The organism is Mogibacterium kristiansenii (assembly GCF_029224645.1).
In the GTDB taxonomy this organism is placed as follows: domain Bacteria; phylum Bacillota; class Clostridia; order Peptostreptococcales; family Anaerovoracaceae; genus Mogibacterium_A; species Mogibacterium_A kristiansenii.
In genome coordinates this window covers 1-15404 of record NZ_JAQXUZ010000011.1, presented here as the reverse complement: position 1 = coordinate 15404, position 15404 = coordinate 1, and the positions used below count along the sequence as shown (strand labels likewise).

Here is a 15404-nt window from a genome sequence, read left to right as displayed (position 1 = left end):
AGGCTTAGCGGGGAGTCGAGCGCGAACCATGCCGGCACCCGGTCCTCCAATCTCGGAATTTCCGGCCCGTGGTTCGCGCCCGGAAACCGAAATCAAAGGCCTAGCGGGGAGACGAGCGCGAACCGTGCCGGCACCCGGTCCTCCAATCTCGGAATTTTCGGTACATGGTTCGCGCCTGGGAACCGAAATCAAAGGCTTAGCGGGGAGACGAGCGCGAACCGTGCCGGCCGCTTTTTCCGAATCTCCCGGCCCGTGGTTCACATGCGTTCAGTTCTGTGAAGTTACTTTTACAATTAACCCTCAAAAATAATCCCCTCAAAAATAATTTTGAAAAAAATAAAAAAAGTACTGGACAAGAGGGCAGTACTTCTGTATAATAAATCTTGCGTTGAACAGCGTAAATAATTAATGAATATGGCGTATTGGTCAAGAGGTTAAGACGCAGCCCTCTCACGGCTGAATCTGGGGTTCGATTCCCCAATACGCTACCAAACGGAAACCTGAAGCTTACGCTTCAGGTTTTTTCTATACTCCAAGTGTCGAGACGGCGAACGCCCCCGCGAGAATTCCCACCGCAAGACAACTAGAAAATAATTTTTAAAATATTTTCACACAAATTAGTTTGCAGAAGCACTTTCAAGTGCGATAATATTAAAGTCGATGCAATAAAAAGTTACAGATTTTTGGGGAGAAATAATATGCTATCATTTGAGAACGACTACAGTGAGGGAGCTCACTCCAGAATATTGAAAAGGTTGGTGTCCACCGATTTGCAGCAGGTGACCGGCTACGGAAACGATCCGTTCTGCGAAGAGGCCCGAATTCGCATTCGCCAGGCCATCGGCGTACCGGATGCGGATATCTATTTCCTTTCCGGCGGCACGCAGACGAATCAGGTAGTTATCGATACCATGCTGAAACCGTATGAAGGCGTTATCGCCGCAGAAACCGGACATGTCAGCGTTCACGAAGCCGGCGCCATCGAGTATTCCGGCCATAAAGTCCTGACAGTACCGATGCACAATGGCGGCAAGGTGAATCCGATGGAAGTAAAGAATCTGATTGAGGATTTTTATCAGGATGGAAATCATGAGCACATGGTATTTCCGGGCATGCTGTACATTTCCCAGCCGACGGAGTACGGTGCGCTGTACACCCGCCGGGAACTGGAGGCTCTGAGCCTGATTTGCCGGAAGTATAAGATTCCGCTGTACCTGGACGGCGCACGTCTGGGATACGCCCTGGCCAGCCATGAGAACAACGTGACCCTCAGCGACATTGCCCGCCTGACCGATGTGTTCTACATCGGCGGAACGAAGGTGGGGGCACTTTGCGGTGAAGCTTTGGTATTCACAAAGCACAATACGCCGCCGCATTTTGTGACACAGATAAAGCAGCACGGTGCCCTGATTGCAAAGGGGAGACTGCTGGGCATCCAGTTCGCGGAGCTGTTCCGGGACAACCTCTACTATAAGCTGGGGCAGAATGCCATCGAGACGGCGGAGATGCTGAAGATGGTTCTTCACGAAAAAAAATATTCGTTTTACTTCGAGTCGCCGACGAACCAGCAGTTTGTCATTATCGACAACCGTAAAATGGAAGCCCTCCGGCAGAAGGTGGTATTCAGTTACATGCAGAAATACGACGATACCCACTCGGTCATCCGTTTCTGCACCAGCTGGGCGACGAAGCCGGAACAGGTTTTCCGGCTGGCGGAACTTTTGTAAATAATTAATAATGGGAGGAATTTATGAATAAGAAAGAATTGGCAGATCATCTGCACAACAGCAAGTACAACTGCGCCCAGGCGGTGCTCCTGGCATTTGCCGACGAAATCGGAGAGGACAAGGAGGTTCTGTTCCGCATCAGTGAAGGATTTGGTTTCGGTGCCGGATGCGGAGAGGGCATCTGCGGCGCACTCAGTGGCGCCATCATGCTGGCGGGCCTGAAGAACAGCGACGGCAACCTGGAAGCGCCGGGAACCAAAGCGTCCACCTACAAGATTGCCAAGGAAATGAAAGAGAAATTCGTGACGAAGACCGGTGGCCTAATCTGCAAGGATCTGAAAGGCTTGGATGGCGGGAAAGTGCTATGTTCCTGCCCAGACTGCATCGGATATGCCGTAGAGGTTGTGGAAGAAGTCCTGGGTCTGTAATTAAAAAAAAGATTGGGGGGGTCTTTACGTTTAGCAAGAAAGTGAAAGAACAGCCGGATTTGCTGAATGGAAGCATCGCACCGAAGCTGATGGCTTTTGCCATTCCTCTGGCCATGACCAGTATCTTGCAGCAGCTCTTCAACGCAGCGGATATTGCAGTAATCGGCCAATTTGCGGGAAAGCACGCCATGGCGGCGGTGGGATGCAACAGTCCGGTTATCGCGCTGACGGTAAACCTGTTTGTCGGGGTGTCCATCGGTGCCAACGTGATTATTGCGAATTTTACCGGTCAGCAGGACGAGCGGAGGATTCGGGAATCCGTTCACACAGCCATGGTGCTGGCGATTATTTGCGGGGTATTTGTCACCTGCGTCGGGCAGATTATTGCCCGTCCCATGATTAGTCTGCTGGATACGCCGGCAGTCATCGCACCCATGGCGGTGAAATATCTTCGAATTTATTTTATGGGGATGATTTTTATCATGCTCTATAATTTTGAAGCAGCCATTTTCCGGAGTCAGGGGGACACCGGAACTCCGCTGCGATGCCTGATGATTTCCGGCATCCTGAACGTCATCCTGAATCTCTTCTTTGTCATCGTATTGAAGATGGATGTGGCGGGCGTGGCGTTGGCCACGGTGCTGTCCAACGGCGTTAGCGCCGGACTCCTGTTTTGGCACCTGTGTCGGGCAAAGAGCGCTGTTCGTCTGCAGAAGGGAAGCTTCCGCCTGGAGGGTTCGATTCTGAAGGACATTCTTCGAATCGGCGTTCCGTCGGGACTTCAGGGTGTAGTCTTTTCCATTTCCAATCTGGTCATCCAATCGGCCATCAACAGCCTGGGACCGGATGTGGTGGCGGGCTCCGCGGCGGCCTTTAATATGGAGGTACTGGGATATTACATCCTGAACTCCTTCGCCCAAGCGGCGGTCACCTTCGTGGGCCAGAACTACGGTGCCGGGAATCTTCCGCGGTGCCGCAAAATCACTCGTCAGGCGCTGATTCTGGATGAGGTGTGTGCCATGTCCGTGGCAGCGTTGCTGATTATTTTCGGGCACCGGATTCTGATGCTCTTCAATCCGGATCCGGCGGTCATCCACTTTGGCTATATTCGCGCCACGATCCTGCTTTCCACCCAGGCCCTGAACGTGGTGAACGAAGTCCTTTCCGGAGCGATGCGGGGCTACGGAATCTCTGTGGTTCCGGCGGCGGTTACTTTTATCGGAGTCTGCGGAACCCGAATTCTGTGGGTGTACACCGTCTTTCGGCACTCCCACACCTGGTACACACTGATGGCGGTATATCCGGTGAGTTGGCTCATCACCATGGTGGTGATGATTGCGGCCTACTTCATTTCCATAAAAAAAATCCGCATTCGGCTGGGGACTTCCGGCGATGCGAACAACTAGGCGTTGCGGCACATCACGTAAATTCACACATAAAAAAGAGGCATCCGGGGAAAATTCCTCGGATGCCTTTTGTCTCTATTCGTACAGGATGATGGCCATAAAGCTCATCGGCTCATCCTTGCGGTTGATGATGGCGTGTCCTTCTCCCGGACCGGTGAAGGTGATATCCCCCGCCTTGACGGTGGTGATGGTGCCGTTGTCGTTGTATTCCGCTTCGCCGGAAAGGATGACGTAGATCTCTCCGTCTCCCTGATGCACGTGGTATCCCACGCCGCAATCCTTCTCCAGCACGTTCTCATTCAGCATGCGGCCTCGGTTCCACATCTCCGAATCCTGCTCCACGCCCACCAGCGAAATCAGATGTCCCGGTCCCTTTTGGACTTCTTCCTTCACAACTTTCTTTCGATTTTCTTTTCTCCGAATCAGACTCATGTTCAATACCCTCCTTGTATTTGAAAAATAATATATGCCTTCGGATTACCCGGAAAACTATGCATCTTCCTCTTCTGCTCGCTGACCGAATCCCAGCAGGTTGCAGGCTCTGGATTCCACCGCGTTGGCGATGGCCAGCGTCACATCCAGGTCGTTCCCGCAGAAAATCGCACCGTGGTTGGCGATGATGCAGGCGTGGCTGCCCTTGATGGCCTCCATGATGCTGTCGCACAGCTCATCCGTACCCGGTGTCCGGTACTCGCTGCAATGCATGTCACCGATCAGCTGATCTATCGGCGGTTCCGAAATCCGGAATCCGGCGTGGGCTGCAGCGAATGCACTGATGCCGTTGGAGTGGGTGTGGATGATGGCGTTGCACTCCGGATACCGGCGGTACAGCGCGGCGTGTAGGCGGTACTCCGAAGAGGGCTTTCTCTGCATGCCGTATTTCAAATCGTGGATGTTCATGCGAACGATGTCCTCCGTGCGGATGGAAAAATAGTCCATACCCGACGGGGTAATCAGCATGGTGTCCGGGTTCAATCGAAGGGAAATATTTCCCCAGGAACCCTGTACCAGTTCGGAACGGCTCATATCTTTGCCGCAGTCGATGATTCGGTTCCGCAGCTGAAACTCTTCTGCACCGCTGCTGATGAAATCCACCTTTTCTTTCTGATTTACCTTGGAATAGCTTCCGTCGTAATATTTATGAAGCTCCTGAGCGGTCGTCGGATCCAGGTATTGGAGTCCGTGCAGCTTGCCGGAGTAAATCTCCGCTTCCGCACTTTTCTCCAGGATGCGGGCACCGGCGATGGCCTCTTCGATGGTATCACCGACGGCGATGATGCCGGACCCCTGAATGAAGCAGCCTCGGCGGTTCCGCAGGGCTTTCAGCAGGGTTCTTGCGGTTCCGTCCGGACATACGGTCACATCCGGCCCGATAATCTGGGCCAAATCGTCCAGTGCCGGCCGCATTATCTGATTCTCTTTAGAAAAACGCACGGCGGCTTCCGTGCATATGAACACGATGGCGTTGATATCGTCCCGAGATGAAAAAATCCGACCGATATCTCCGGTGTTGATGTCGAACAAATCAAAATCCTTCCCCGTCAGCTTGGACAGGCGAAGGTTCTCGCGCGAAGAAATATAGGTTTCCTCATTCACCCGAAGCACCAGTTGTCCGTATGCAGTAAAGTACCGCTCCCGAAATGCATTTGAGCGTTTCAGCAGCGCTTCTTTTGCTGTATTAATATCCATGTTGTCTCTCCCTTGCTTTGGTTTTCTCTATGCCTATTATATCATTCCGGTTCCCGCGGAATATGATGATTGTTTAAAAAACAATACGTTTTGCCACGGCGTCCCAAGACGCTCCGGACGTGTCCGGAATGCGCCGGGTTTGGCCGGAAGCGTGCGACTCCTCCAAAATTTCTTTTAGGGCAGCCTTCAGGGTAAAAACATATTGCGGCAGTGCATCCGGATCCGGCCGGTCCGAGGCGATCAACGGCGGCATGGGGATGAAGCAAGTGGTGTTCTCCGGAATTTCGGAGCGCAGCCATTCCCGAACCCCCGGCAGGTCATTGCACAGGGTGTTCAGTCCGCAGGCCATAGCTTCAATCAAGACCAGGGGCAGGCCCTCGAAATAGGAAGGAAGGACGAAGGTGTGGCAATCGCGATACAGATTCGCCAGCACTTCCTGGCGCAGCAGGCCGTGATACCGGATGGGGAAGGAATGAGAGGTGATTTCTCCCACCTTCGGCGGCTGGTTTCGGCCCGGATTCAGGCGGGTCCACAGTCCGGAATCGGTGCAGCCGCCCGCCAAATGAAGCTCAAAGGGAACGTCCGTCTCTTCGCGGAGCTGTTCCAGTGCGTCCAGCAGTTCCGGGATGCCTTTCTCCCGGCAGATCTTTCCGGCATAGATGAAGCGGTGCGGGCCTGCCGCTGCAGAGGCATTCGTCTCGCCCGGAAAGAAGATTTTGTCGTTATACCCGGTTCCGATGACGGACACCTGTTCCGCCGGAAGCCGGAAGCAATCCATGATGGTTTTTTTCTGGGCTTGATGGAGAGCGAAAATCCGATTCAAGCCTCGGACGTTCTCCAGAACATCTTTCACGCTGAAAGGTTCTCTTCCGTATCCCGCTTCTCCGGTGCAGAGATTCTGCATCTGGCGAAGGTCGGAGCCGTGGCAGATGCCGTAGATTCGCTGCTCCGGAAAGGCCTTCCTAAGGATGGCGGTGAGAAGGTACAGGTGGTGGCAGAGAATGATATCCGGACGGAGCCGGTCAATCGCTTCGCCTACCGCAGAAATAAAGGCTTTCTCCAGTGCTTTGAACTGTTCTGCGGTGAGCCGGGAGTAACGAGTGGACGGATAAGGCATCCGGTCCGACATGCCCAGAACCGGGAAGTCCAAGTCTCCCGGCAGAGGGGATTCCCCCGGAGCCGTATAATATACCGGATGGAAGGTGACCCCATCCGGAAAACTGACGATATCGGAATGGTAGATTCCGGCAACAACGGCCTGCCGGTGTCCCTGACGATCCAGAGCCCGAACCACTTCGGACAGATAGGTGCCGCTGCCGGTGGAGTGAGGTTTCTGGGTTGTAACGCTCAGAATATTCATTGATAATCCTCCAAAACACAATTAATCTACATTATTATATTTTTTAACCGTCTTGAAGTCAAATTGTTAAAAGATTAGAATCGGAAAAGGTATTAAAAAAGTTTATAGGTTAGTATAAGTTAACCTAATTACCGAAATACGAAACCAATTATCGTAATACGGAAAAACTTTGGGATTCGGTTGACTTGCCTATACGAAAGGAGTATATTTATTATAGTATTTTGTGGTACTTTGATGCGGAAGGAATGAAGTGATTTCGAATGGCGGAGAGAAACAGTTCTTTAGAAAAAGCCCTTGCCGTTCTGGATTTGTTTCAGTTCCGGCAGCGTTGGACGATGACGGAGATTGCACAGCACACCGGATACTCCAATGCGGCGGTAGCGCGAATCTTGAATTCGCTGGAAAGCATGCATTACGTTTTTCAGGATAAGATTGACGGCGGGTATTACCTCACCAGCAAGATGTATGTTCTGGGAAGAAATACCCAACTGAAGAATCAGCTGATCAACATTCTGGATGAACCGGTGGGAACCCTGTGCCGGCGAATCGGTTTTTCCGTGACGGTGGCCATCCGAAAGGGCACCCAGAGCGTTACGATTATGCGGAAGGATCCCCAGACAGGACTGACCCTTTCCCTGATTCAAACAGTGGGGGACACCATAAGTCTGAACACCACGGCGATGGGAAAAGTGCTAACCGCATTCTCCGGAGAGACAGAGAATCTGTTGAACCGGATGGACTACGTGAAGCTGACGAAACGTTCCGTAACCGACCGGGACGAATTTGCGGAGCTTCTTCAAGAGGTGCGGGCGCAGCGCCTGGCCTACGATATGGAAGAGGTAACCGAAGGATTGGTATGCGTGGCGACACCGGTGCTGGCAAAGGATGGAATTGCCATCTGCTCCATCAGTATCAACGGATACAAGGAACGGATGATTCGGAGCCTGGACAGCATTATCATGCGGCTTCAGGATTGTGCGCGGGAGTGCGAGAAGCTGCTGCAGTAACGAATGAATATATCAGACAAATGAGGAGATAGATTATGGGACTCTTTTATGAGATGGATAAGAATTTCGGAGATGTTCTCAAGGAAAAAAAGAATTTTCTTTTTATCGGCGAGGCGGGAAGCGGCAAGAGCGAAATCGTTCTAAATGTGGCCGCAAAGCTGGCTAGAGAAACCGGCAAAAAAGTAGATCTCTTCGATATGGACCAGACAAAACCGCTGTATCGTTCCAGAGATATGGCAGAAGATTTCAAGGAGCTGGGTGTGGATATCCACTATCAGGACCAGTTTCTGGATGCCCCGACGGCGGTAAGCGGCGTGGCAACCTCCCTGATGGCAGACCATTACACCTTGATGGATATCGGCGGCGGCTCCCCGGCAGCGCGGATGGCGGGCGCCTATGCCCACATCCTGAAAAATGAGGATTCGGTTCCGGTGTACATCATCAACCCGTACCGCCCGTGGACCAAGAGCTTGGAGTCCATCGACGGCACCATGTCCAGCATTCTGAAGGCGGTGAATCTGGACCACATCTACATGCTGGGCAATCCGAACCTGGGCTATCACACGTCGGCGCAGGATTTCCTGGAAGGCTTGGAGAAGATGGATTCCCTGCTGGAGGGAATCACCACCATCAACAGTGCGTGTGTCAAGAAAGACGTTTATGAGGAAGTAAAAGGAGAAACGGACAGATATTTACTTCCGATTGAACTATATTTGACCTATGAATGGGTCGATCGTTAAAACACTATTTCAAAAGAGGAGGTAATTTCGATGGCTAAAGGTAAAATCGAGATCAATTCTGAGGCATGCAAATCCTGCCAGTATTGCGTGATTTCATGTCCGAAGAAGATTCTAGTAGTCGGCGAAGAAGTGAACTCTTTCGGTTATCCTTACGTAATCAGTGCGGAACCGGAAAAGTGCATCGGATGTGCGATGTGTGCACAGATTTGTCCGGAAGCTGCAATTGAAGTGTGGAGATAATTAGAGAGAGGAGAAATTTCATAATGAGTGAACGTGTATTTATGAAGGGCTGCGAAGCTATTGCAGAAGCAGCTGTCAGAGCCGGATGTCGCTTCTTTGCTGGTTATCCTATCACACCGCAGAACGAAATTCCGGAATATTTTGCAAGAAGAATGCCTGAGGTAAACGGTACTTTCGTACAGGGCGAGTCCGAGGTTGCATCCGTTAACATGCTGTACGGTGCGGCTTCCACCGGAATCAGAGCGATGAGCTCTTCTTCCAGCTGCGGAATCAGCTTGTACTCCGAGGGCGTTTCCTACATGGCGTCTGCCCGTATCCCGGCAGTATATGTTAACGTACAGAGAGGCGGCCCTGGTATCGGCGCAATTCAGCCGGCACAGCAGGACTACTTCCAGGCAACCAAGGCTTCCGGTAACGGTGGTTTCAAGATGCTGGTTCTGGCACCTTCCACTGTACAGGAGTGCGTAGACATGGTATATGAAGCATTCGATCTGGCTGCAAGAGATGAGAACCCGGTTCTCGTACTGACCGACGGTGTAATGGGTACCATGATGGAGCCGGTTGTTCTGCCGCCGATGAAGAGCGACGAAGAAATCGCTGAGCTGAGAAAGAAGTTTGAGCACAGAGCAATCATCGGGCATAAGCGCGGCGAGAACGCATTCTGCCGTCCGGGTTCTGTAGGAACCGGTCAGGAAGCGGTTAACATCGAAGCTGCAAAGCTGTATTCCACATGGGATAAGGATGTTGAGGTTGAGGAATTCATGACAGAGGATGCAGAAATCATCCTGGCTGCATATGGTATTTCCGCTCGTATCTCTAGAGTAGTTGTTAAGAAGCTGAGAGAAGAAGGCATCAAGGCAGGAATGATCAGACCGATTAAGATTTCCCCATTCCCATATGATACTTTCGCTAACCTGGACTTCAATCAGGTAAAGGGTATCCTGAACGTTGAGATGTCCATTCCGTCTCAGATGAGATGGGATATCGATCACGCGGTTCAGGGAAGAACCCAGGTGAACGATTGCCTGAGATCCGGTGGTCAGCTGCTGACTAACGATCAGGTATACGATGCTGCTCGTAAGCTTATTAAGGAGGTACTGTAATGCAGAAAGTATATGAAAGAACTACAGGCATTCTGCCTAACACTGTATCCGGATTCTGCCCGGGATGCATGCACAGCACAGTACACAAAATCATCGGTGAAGCCGCTGACGAACTGGGTCAGTTGGACAATCTGGTTCGTGTAGAGGGTGTTGGATGCTGCGGTCTGGGACAGTTCTACGTTAACCACGACGCAACCATCGCTGCTCACGGAAGAGCTTGTGCCGTAGCTACCGGTATCAAGAGATCCACTCCGGATTCTCTGGTATACACATACCAGGGTGATGGAGACCTGGCTTCCATCGGTCTGGCAGAGACCATGTCCGCTGCCAACAGAGGCGAGAACTTCACCGTAATCTTCGTTAACAACGGAATCTACGGCATGACCGGTGGTCAGATGGCTCCGACCACACTGATCGGCATGAAGGCAACCACCGCTCCAGGCGGAAGAGATCCGGAAGTTCACGGATATCCAATGCACGTTGTCGAAATTCTGGATCAGCTGACTGCTCCTTACTACCTGGAGAGAGTATCCTGCAATACTCCGCAGAACGTAATGAAGGCACGCAATGCGATTAAGAAGGGCTTCCAGTATCAGCTGGAAGGAAGAGGTTTCTCCCTCATCGAAATCGTAACTTCTTGCCCAACCAACTGGGGACTCTCCACTCTGGACTCCCTGAAGTTCCTGGAAGAGAAGATGTTTGCTGAATATCCACTCGGTCTCGTAAGAGACAAGGGCGCAGAAAAGTAGGAGGTGCAGAATGGAAAGAAATTTGATGGTAGCCGGATTCGGCGGACAAGGTGTAATGACTATGGGCAAGCTCCTGTCTCAGGCAACTTGCGATTCCACAGATCTGAACGTAACATTCTTCCCATCCTACGGTGCAGCGATGAGAGGCGGCACAGCAAACTGCTATGTTGTAATTTCTGATGATGAGATTGGTGCTCCGGTATCCAACAGTGTAGATGACCTGATTGTAATGAACGGTCCGTCCCTGCACAAGTTCCTGCCGAACCTGAAACCGGGCGGCACACTGTTCATCAACAGCTCCATCGTAAAGGATCCAATTGACAGAGACGACATCAAGGTAATCAGCGTACCGGTTACCGAGATGGCTCTGGAAATGGGCAATCCTCGTATCCTCAACATCATCATGCTGGGTGCATACATCGGTTACACCAATGCGGTTCCAAAGGATGTTGTTACTGCAGGTATCCACCACAAGTTCGAGAATAAGCCAAAGGTTATTCCGATCAACGACAAGGCTTTCGAAACCGGTATCGAAATCGGTCAGAGCCAGAACTAATTGAAATAGTTAATAACGATCAAAGGGAAGTCGCAATGCTGCGGCTTCTCTTTTTTTACATTGACAGAAAAAATGCCATTTGATACACTGATGTCAGCACTGAAATGGAACGGTGTTTCTCTGTGCAGAACTAAAAGAGGCACAGGGGGAGTATTAAGATTATTTTGGAGGAGTAAAATATGGAGCGTATGATTCCGAAGGATTTGGAACCGCAGATAGTACTTGAAATTTTTGAGGAAATCAGCAGGATTCCGAGAGCCTCCGGCCACGAAGAAGAAATCAGCGATTGGCTGATGGCATTTGCAGACAAGTATCACTTGAGCAGCGTCCGGGATAAGAAGGGAAATGTCCTGATTCGCAAGCCGGGCACGCCGGGAAAGGAAGACCATCCGGGGGTGATTCTTCAGTCCCACATGGATATGGTCTGTGAGAAGATAAAGGGGTCCGCTCACAATTTTCTGAAGGATCCGATTCAAATTACCGTGGAGGGAGATAAGATTATGGCAAAGGAGACCACTCTGGGTGCGGATAACGGCATCGGATTGGCTCTTTCGCTGGCGATTCTCACTTTGGAGGATGCACCGCATCCTCCGCTGGAAGTGTTGGTGACTGTGGATGAAGAAATCGGTCTCACCGGTGCGGAAGAATTCGATGCATCGCAGCTGACCGGAAATTATTTTGTCAATATGGATTCCGCCGATGAGGGAATCTTTGTGGCCGGAAGTGCCGGCGGTCCGACTATCAGTGCGGATATTCCGGTAACCCGGAAGACTCCGGAAGCGGAGCAGGAAGCATATCGCCTGAGCATTGACGGACTTCTGGGAGGACACTCCGGAGAAGACATTCACCGCCACCGGGGCAATGCCAACAAGTTGCTGTTCCGTCTCCTGGATGCACTGGAGCGGAAGGGCGATATGGAGTTGGTTTCCGTTCAAGGAGGCATGGCCGGCAATGCCATTCCCCGTTCCGCCGAAGCGGTGGTGATGATTCCGGCAAAGGATAAGCAGACTTTCCTGGATGAGGTGGAAAGATATTACGGTATTTATAAAGAGGAGTATCGGGTGGGCGATCCGGATCTCATCGTTACATTCGAGCCGTGGGAAGAAGCGGTTTCTGAGGTATTCACCAAGGAAGCGATGGATCGCGTAATCGATTTCGGTGTATTCTGTGAGAACGGAATCCTTCGGATGTGCCCGGATGTGGAGGGCGTAGTGGAATCCTCCAATAACCTGGGGTGCGTGACCACGGATGATGAAAAGGTGACGTTCGTTTTCGTCACACGAAGCTTTGTGGAAAGCATGTATCAGACGATGGTGCTGAATATCGACCGTTTGGCAAGAAATGCCGGGGGAAGCAGCCACAAGGATTACGACTGTCTGGAATGGGCGTACGAACCGGAAAGTGAAATCCGGGATCTTTTCGTTGAAGTATATCAGGAACTCTTCCACAAAAAGGCGAAGGGCATTCCGGTGCACACCGGTCTGGAGTGCGGAATCATTGCGAAGAACATGGGCCGAAAGGTGGATATGATTTCCATCGGACCGGAAACCAAGGAACTGCACAAGCCGGGAGAATGGTTTAGCATCTCCTCTACACAGAGATATTGGAAGCTGCTACAGGAGGTTTTGAAACGCTTATAGTATTCATAGGGGAAGCTGTGAGGGGACAGCGAAGAATATTTGAAGGAGGTACAGATATGGAGCGCATGATTCCGAAAGGATTGGAGCCGGAAGCGGTATATGAGATTTTTGAAGAAATCAGCAGAATTCCGAGGGCTTCCAGACACGAAGAGCAGATTAGCAATTGGTTGGTGAGTTTTGCGGAGCGGTATCACCTGGACAGCGTGCAGGATGAGATGGGAAATGTTCTGATTCGCAAGCCGGGCACGCCGGGAAAGGAAGATCATCCGGCGGTGATTCTTCAGTCTCATATGGATATGGTATGTGAGAAGATACCGGAATCCGATCACGACTTTATGAAGGATCCGATTCGGATAACCGTTGAGGGGGACAAGATTACGGCTAAGGAAACCACGCTTGGAGCAGATAACGGTCTGGGTCTGTCGCTTTCTTTGGCGATTCTGACATTGGAAGATGCGCCACATCCGCCGCTGGAGGTGCTGGTGACGGTGGACGAAGAGCTGGGATTGACCGGCGCGGAAAAGTTCGATGCGACTCAGCTAAAAGGAGAATACTTTATCAATACGGATTCCGGGACGGAAGGTGTTTTCACCGTGGGAAGTGCCGGGGGTCCAACCATCAGTGCGGAGGTTCCGGTTACGTGGACCTCGCCGAAGGAAGGTGCGGTGCCGTATCGCCTGTGCATTGACGGACTTCTGGGCGGACATTCCGGTGGAGATATTCACCGCGTTCGGGGAAATGCCAACAAACTTCTGTTCCGACTACTGGATGCCCTGGAGCGAAAAGGTGATTTTGAGGTGGCGAACCTTCGCGGAGGAATGGCGGGGAATGCCATCCCGCGGGAAGCGGAAGCCATTCTGATGGTTCCGTCCGAGAATCTAGAGGCTTTCCGGGAAGAAGTAAAAAAATATTACGATATTTACAAAGCGGAGTACCGGGTAAGCGATCCGGGCATTATCGTGAGCTTTGAGCCTTATGAGGAAACGGTTTCTAAGGTGTTCGACCGGAAGTCTATGGATGGCGCAATTGATTTTGGGGTATTCTGCGAAAATGGAATTTTGCGGATGTTCCCGGATGTAGAGGGCGTGGTGGAATCCTCCAATAATCTGGGATGCGTCATCACGGACGAAGAAAAGGTGACCTTTGTCTTTGTTACTCGGAGCTTTGTGGCAAGTATGTATGAGACCATGGTGCTGAATATCGACCGACTGGCAAGAAATGTGGGCGGAAGCAGCCACCAGGATTACGATTGCCTGGAATGGCCGTACGAACCGGACAGCGCGATTCGAAAGCTGTTCATCGATGTGTATCGGGAGCTTTTTGACGAAGAGGCCATCGGCATCCCGGCTCACATCGGATTGGAGTGCGGAATCATCGCACAGAATATGGGCCGAAAGGTGGATATGATTTCCATCGGCCCGGAAACCAAGGAATTGCACAAACCGGGAGAATGGTTCAGTATTTCCTCCACACAGAAGTACTGGAAACTGCTGCAGGAGGTTCTGAAGCGCTTATAGAGATTATTAGTCAATGTGGGAGCTGCGAAATCGCAGCTCCTTTTTAAGAACGTGAATAGAAATGCAGAATTTACACCTTTGGAAGATCGGATCGGTATAGTTAGAATAGGAAGGCGTGAGATGAATCTTACGTCTTTTTTTCTTGGAGTTTATGTAAGCATATATTACTTGAAAAATCAAATAATATATGATAAATTATAAATGTGACGTAAAAAGAGTCACGATTATAAAAAGGTGATTGATATGAAAGAATTTTTGGAAAAAACATTACGGCAAAATGTAATAATGACGGAGAATAAAGAGGTGTATAAAAAGCTCCCGTTAGCATATCGTGGAAGATATGATATTTTTACGGTAGAGACAAATGGTGTATTATGGATGGCTATTCATCCCACAGATAATGTCGGACTTGTTATGTTACGTAGAGACAGAGCTGGCGTGGAAAAAATGACAGGATTAAATTGTGCAATATTTCTTGATCGAACAACTTTTTATATAAAAGAAAAGATGATGGAAGAAGGAATTCCTTTTGTAATAGAAGGAAAGCAGGTATTTCTTCCATTTATTGGATATTTGTTGAGTAAGGAAAATGAAAGAGAATTGGCACCGGTTTATCTGATTTCATTTTTGACGCAAAAAATGCTTCTGATGGCTATTTATGAACGATGGAATGAAGTGAAAGTATCTGATGCAGCAAAACGAATAGGAGTGTCAACAAAATCTGCAAGCCGGTGTTTTGATGAACTGGAATATTTAAATATTGATGTGTTGGGCATGAAAGGTAAATCAAGAGTAATAAATATTCCGAATGACCGAAAACAAGTATGGCAGCAAATTGAAAATGTATTAAGAAATCCGGTGATTCGAAGATTTGTTCTGAGAGAAGATATGAAACTAGAAAAGAAAGCAGGTATTTCTGCTTTGTGTGAGTATTCTCTTTTGTCAGATAATGTTTATCCTACTTATGCAGTAACAAAGAAAGAGTTGAAAGATAGTGCAGTGAAAGTGGAAAAACAAGTGAGTGAATTGGATGAAATTGGCTGTGTTGTTTTGGAACTGGGATATTTTATTGATTTTTTAGGAAAAGGATTTCAAGATCCTTTGAGCGTAGTATTGTCACTTACAGGAGAAGAGCAAGAAGAGGAACGGGTAGATATTTCTATTAATGAGATGTTGGAGGAATATGTATGGTCAAAGGATTAGATACATTTCAGAAGTACTTTGCAGATTATGAAGAACAGT

General features: G+C 50.0%; 15 protein-coding genes and 1 tRNA gene. 13 read left to right on the top strand and 3 right to left on the bottom strand.

Features of this window, described 5'->3' with window-relative positions:
• The first annotated feature begins 416 nt into the window (after positions 1–416).
• The 4 genes from PUE40_RS03285 (at position 417) to PUE40_RS03270 (ending at position 3561) form a co-directional block, all read left to right on the top strand.
• Positions 417–491, top strand: a tRNA-Glu gene (locus PUE40_RS03285).
• Between the two features lie 207 nt (positions 492–698).
• On the top strand, positions 699–1727 hold the full coding sequence (locus tag PUE40_RS03280; RefSeq protein WP_154554050.1) for a threonine aldolase family protein: 1029 nt from the start codon (positions 699–701) through the stop codon (positions 1725–1727).
• A gap of 23 nt (positions 1728–1750) precedes the next feature.
• On the top strand, positions 1751–2155 hold the full coding sequence (locus tag PUE40_RS03275; protein ID WP_277671891.1) for a C-GCAxxG-C-C family protein: 405 nt from the start codon (positions 1751–1753) through the stop codon (positions 2153–2155).
• 41 nt (positions 2156–2196) lie between these two features.
• Entirely contained in the window at positions 2197–3561 is a 1365-nt protein-coding gene (locus PUE40_RS03270) for an MATE family efflux transporter (RefSeq protein WP_277671889.1), read from the top strand.
• 75 nt (positions 3562–3636) lie between these two features.
• Here the strand turns inward: PUE40_RS03270 and PUE40_RS03265 are convergent, their stop codons facing one another.
• The 3 genes from PUE40_RS03265 to PUE40_RS03255 all read right to left on the bottom strand — a co-directional run bounded on the left by PUE40_RS03265 (position 3637) and on the right by PUE40_RS03255 (position 6610).
• Positions 3637–3993 carry a cupin domain-containing protein gene (locus PUE40_RS03265; RefSeq protein WP_154554053.1) on the bottom strand — a complete coding sequence of 119 codons (357 nt, stop codon included), beginning with the start codon at positions 3991–3993 and terminating at the stop codon, positions 3637–3639.
• Between the two features lie 57 nt (positions 3994–4050).
• Positions 4051–5250, bottom strand: coding sequence for a class II aldolase/adducin family protein (locus tag PUE40_RS03260; RefSeq protein WP_277671888.1), 1200 nt, complete (start codon positions 5248–5250; stop codon positions 4051–4053).
• A 73-nt stretch (positions 5251–5323) separates the two neighbouring features.
• Positions 5324–6610: a glycosyltransferase family 4 protein gene (locus PUE40_RS03255; protein ID WP_277671887.1), complete on the bottom strand. Its 1287-nt coding sequence runs from the start codon at positions 6608–6610 to the stop codon at positions 5324–5326.
• Positions 6611–6870: 260 nt separating this feature from the next.
• On the opposite strand from PUE40_RS03255, the gene PUE40_RS03250 reads away from it, so the two are divergent.
• The 9 genes from PUE40_RS03250 (at position 6871) to PUE40_RS03210 (ending at position 15365) form a co-directional block, all read left to right on the top strand.
• Positions 6871–7617 (top strand): IclR family transcriptional regulator, encoded by a 747-nt coding sequence (locus PUE40_RS03250; protein WP_154554056.1) that lies wholly within the window; start codon positions 6871–6873, stop codon positions 7615–7617.
• Positions 7618–7652: 35 nt separating this feature from the next.
• Complete coding sequence (locus tag PUE40_RS03245; protein ID WP_154554057.1) at positions 7653–8357, top strand: nucleotide-binding protein; 705 nt, start codon at positions 7653–7655, stop codon at positions 8355–8357.
• Positions 8358–8387: 30 nt separating this feature from the next.
• The gene (locus tag PUE40_RS03240) at positions 8388–8597 is read left to right on the top strand and encodes a 4Fe-4S dicluster domain-containing protein (RefSeq protein ID WP_154554058.1); all 210 of its coding nucleotides are present in this window, start codon (positions 8388–8390) and stop codon (positions 8595–8597) included.
• Between the two features lie 23 nt (positions 8598–8620).
• Positions 8621–9700 (top strand): 3-methyl-2-oxobutanoate dehydrogenase subunit VorB, encoded by a 1080-nt coding sequence (vorB, locus tag PUE40_RS03235; RefSeq protein WP_154554059.1) that lies wholly within the window; start codon positions 8621–8623, stop codon positions 9698–9700.
• Positions 9700–10449, top strand: a complete 750-nt coding sequence (locus PUE40_RS03230; protein WP_154554060.1) for a thiamine pyrophosphate-dependent enzyme — start codon at positions 9700–9702, stop codon at positions 10447–10449. The genes vorB and PUE40_RS03230 overlap by 1 nt, the downstream gene beginning before the upstream one ends.
• A gap of 10 nt (positions 10450–10459) precedes the next feature.
• On the top strand, positions 10460–11005 hold the full coding sequence (locus PUE40_RS03225; protein WP_277671886.1) for a 2-oxoacid:acceptor oxidoreductase family protein: 546 nt from the start codon (positions 10460–10462) through the stop codon (positions 11003–11005).
• A 179-nt stretch (positions 11006–11184) separates the two neighbouring features.
• Complete coding sequence (locus tag PUE40_RS03220; RefSeq protein WP_154554160.1) at positions 11185–12645, top strand: aminoacyl-histidine dipeptidase; 1461 nt, start codon at positions 11185–11187, stop codon at positions 12643–12645.
• A gap of 56 nt (positions 12646–12701) precedes the next feature.
• The gene (locus PUE40_RS03215) at positions 12702–14162 is read left to right on the top strand and encodes an aminoacyl-histidine dipeptidase (RefSeq protein ID WP_277671885.1); all 1461 of its coding nucleotides are present in this window, start codon (positions 12702–12704) and stop codon (positions 14160–14162) included.
• A 243-nt stretch (positions 14163–14405) separates the two neighbouring features.
• Positions 14406–15365, top strand: a complete 960-nt coding sequence (locus PUE40_RS03210; RefSeq protein ID WP_154554158.1) for a hypothetical protein — start codon at positions 14406–14408, stop codon at positions 15363–15365.
• Positions 15366–15404: the final 39 nt, after the last annotated feature.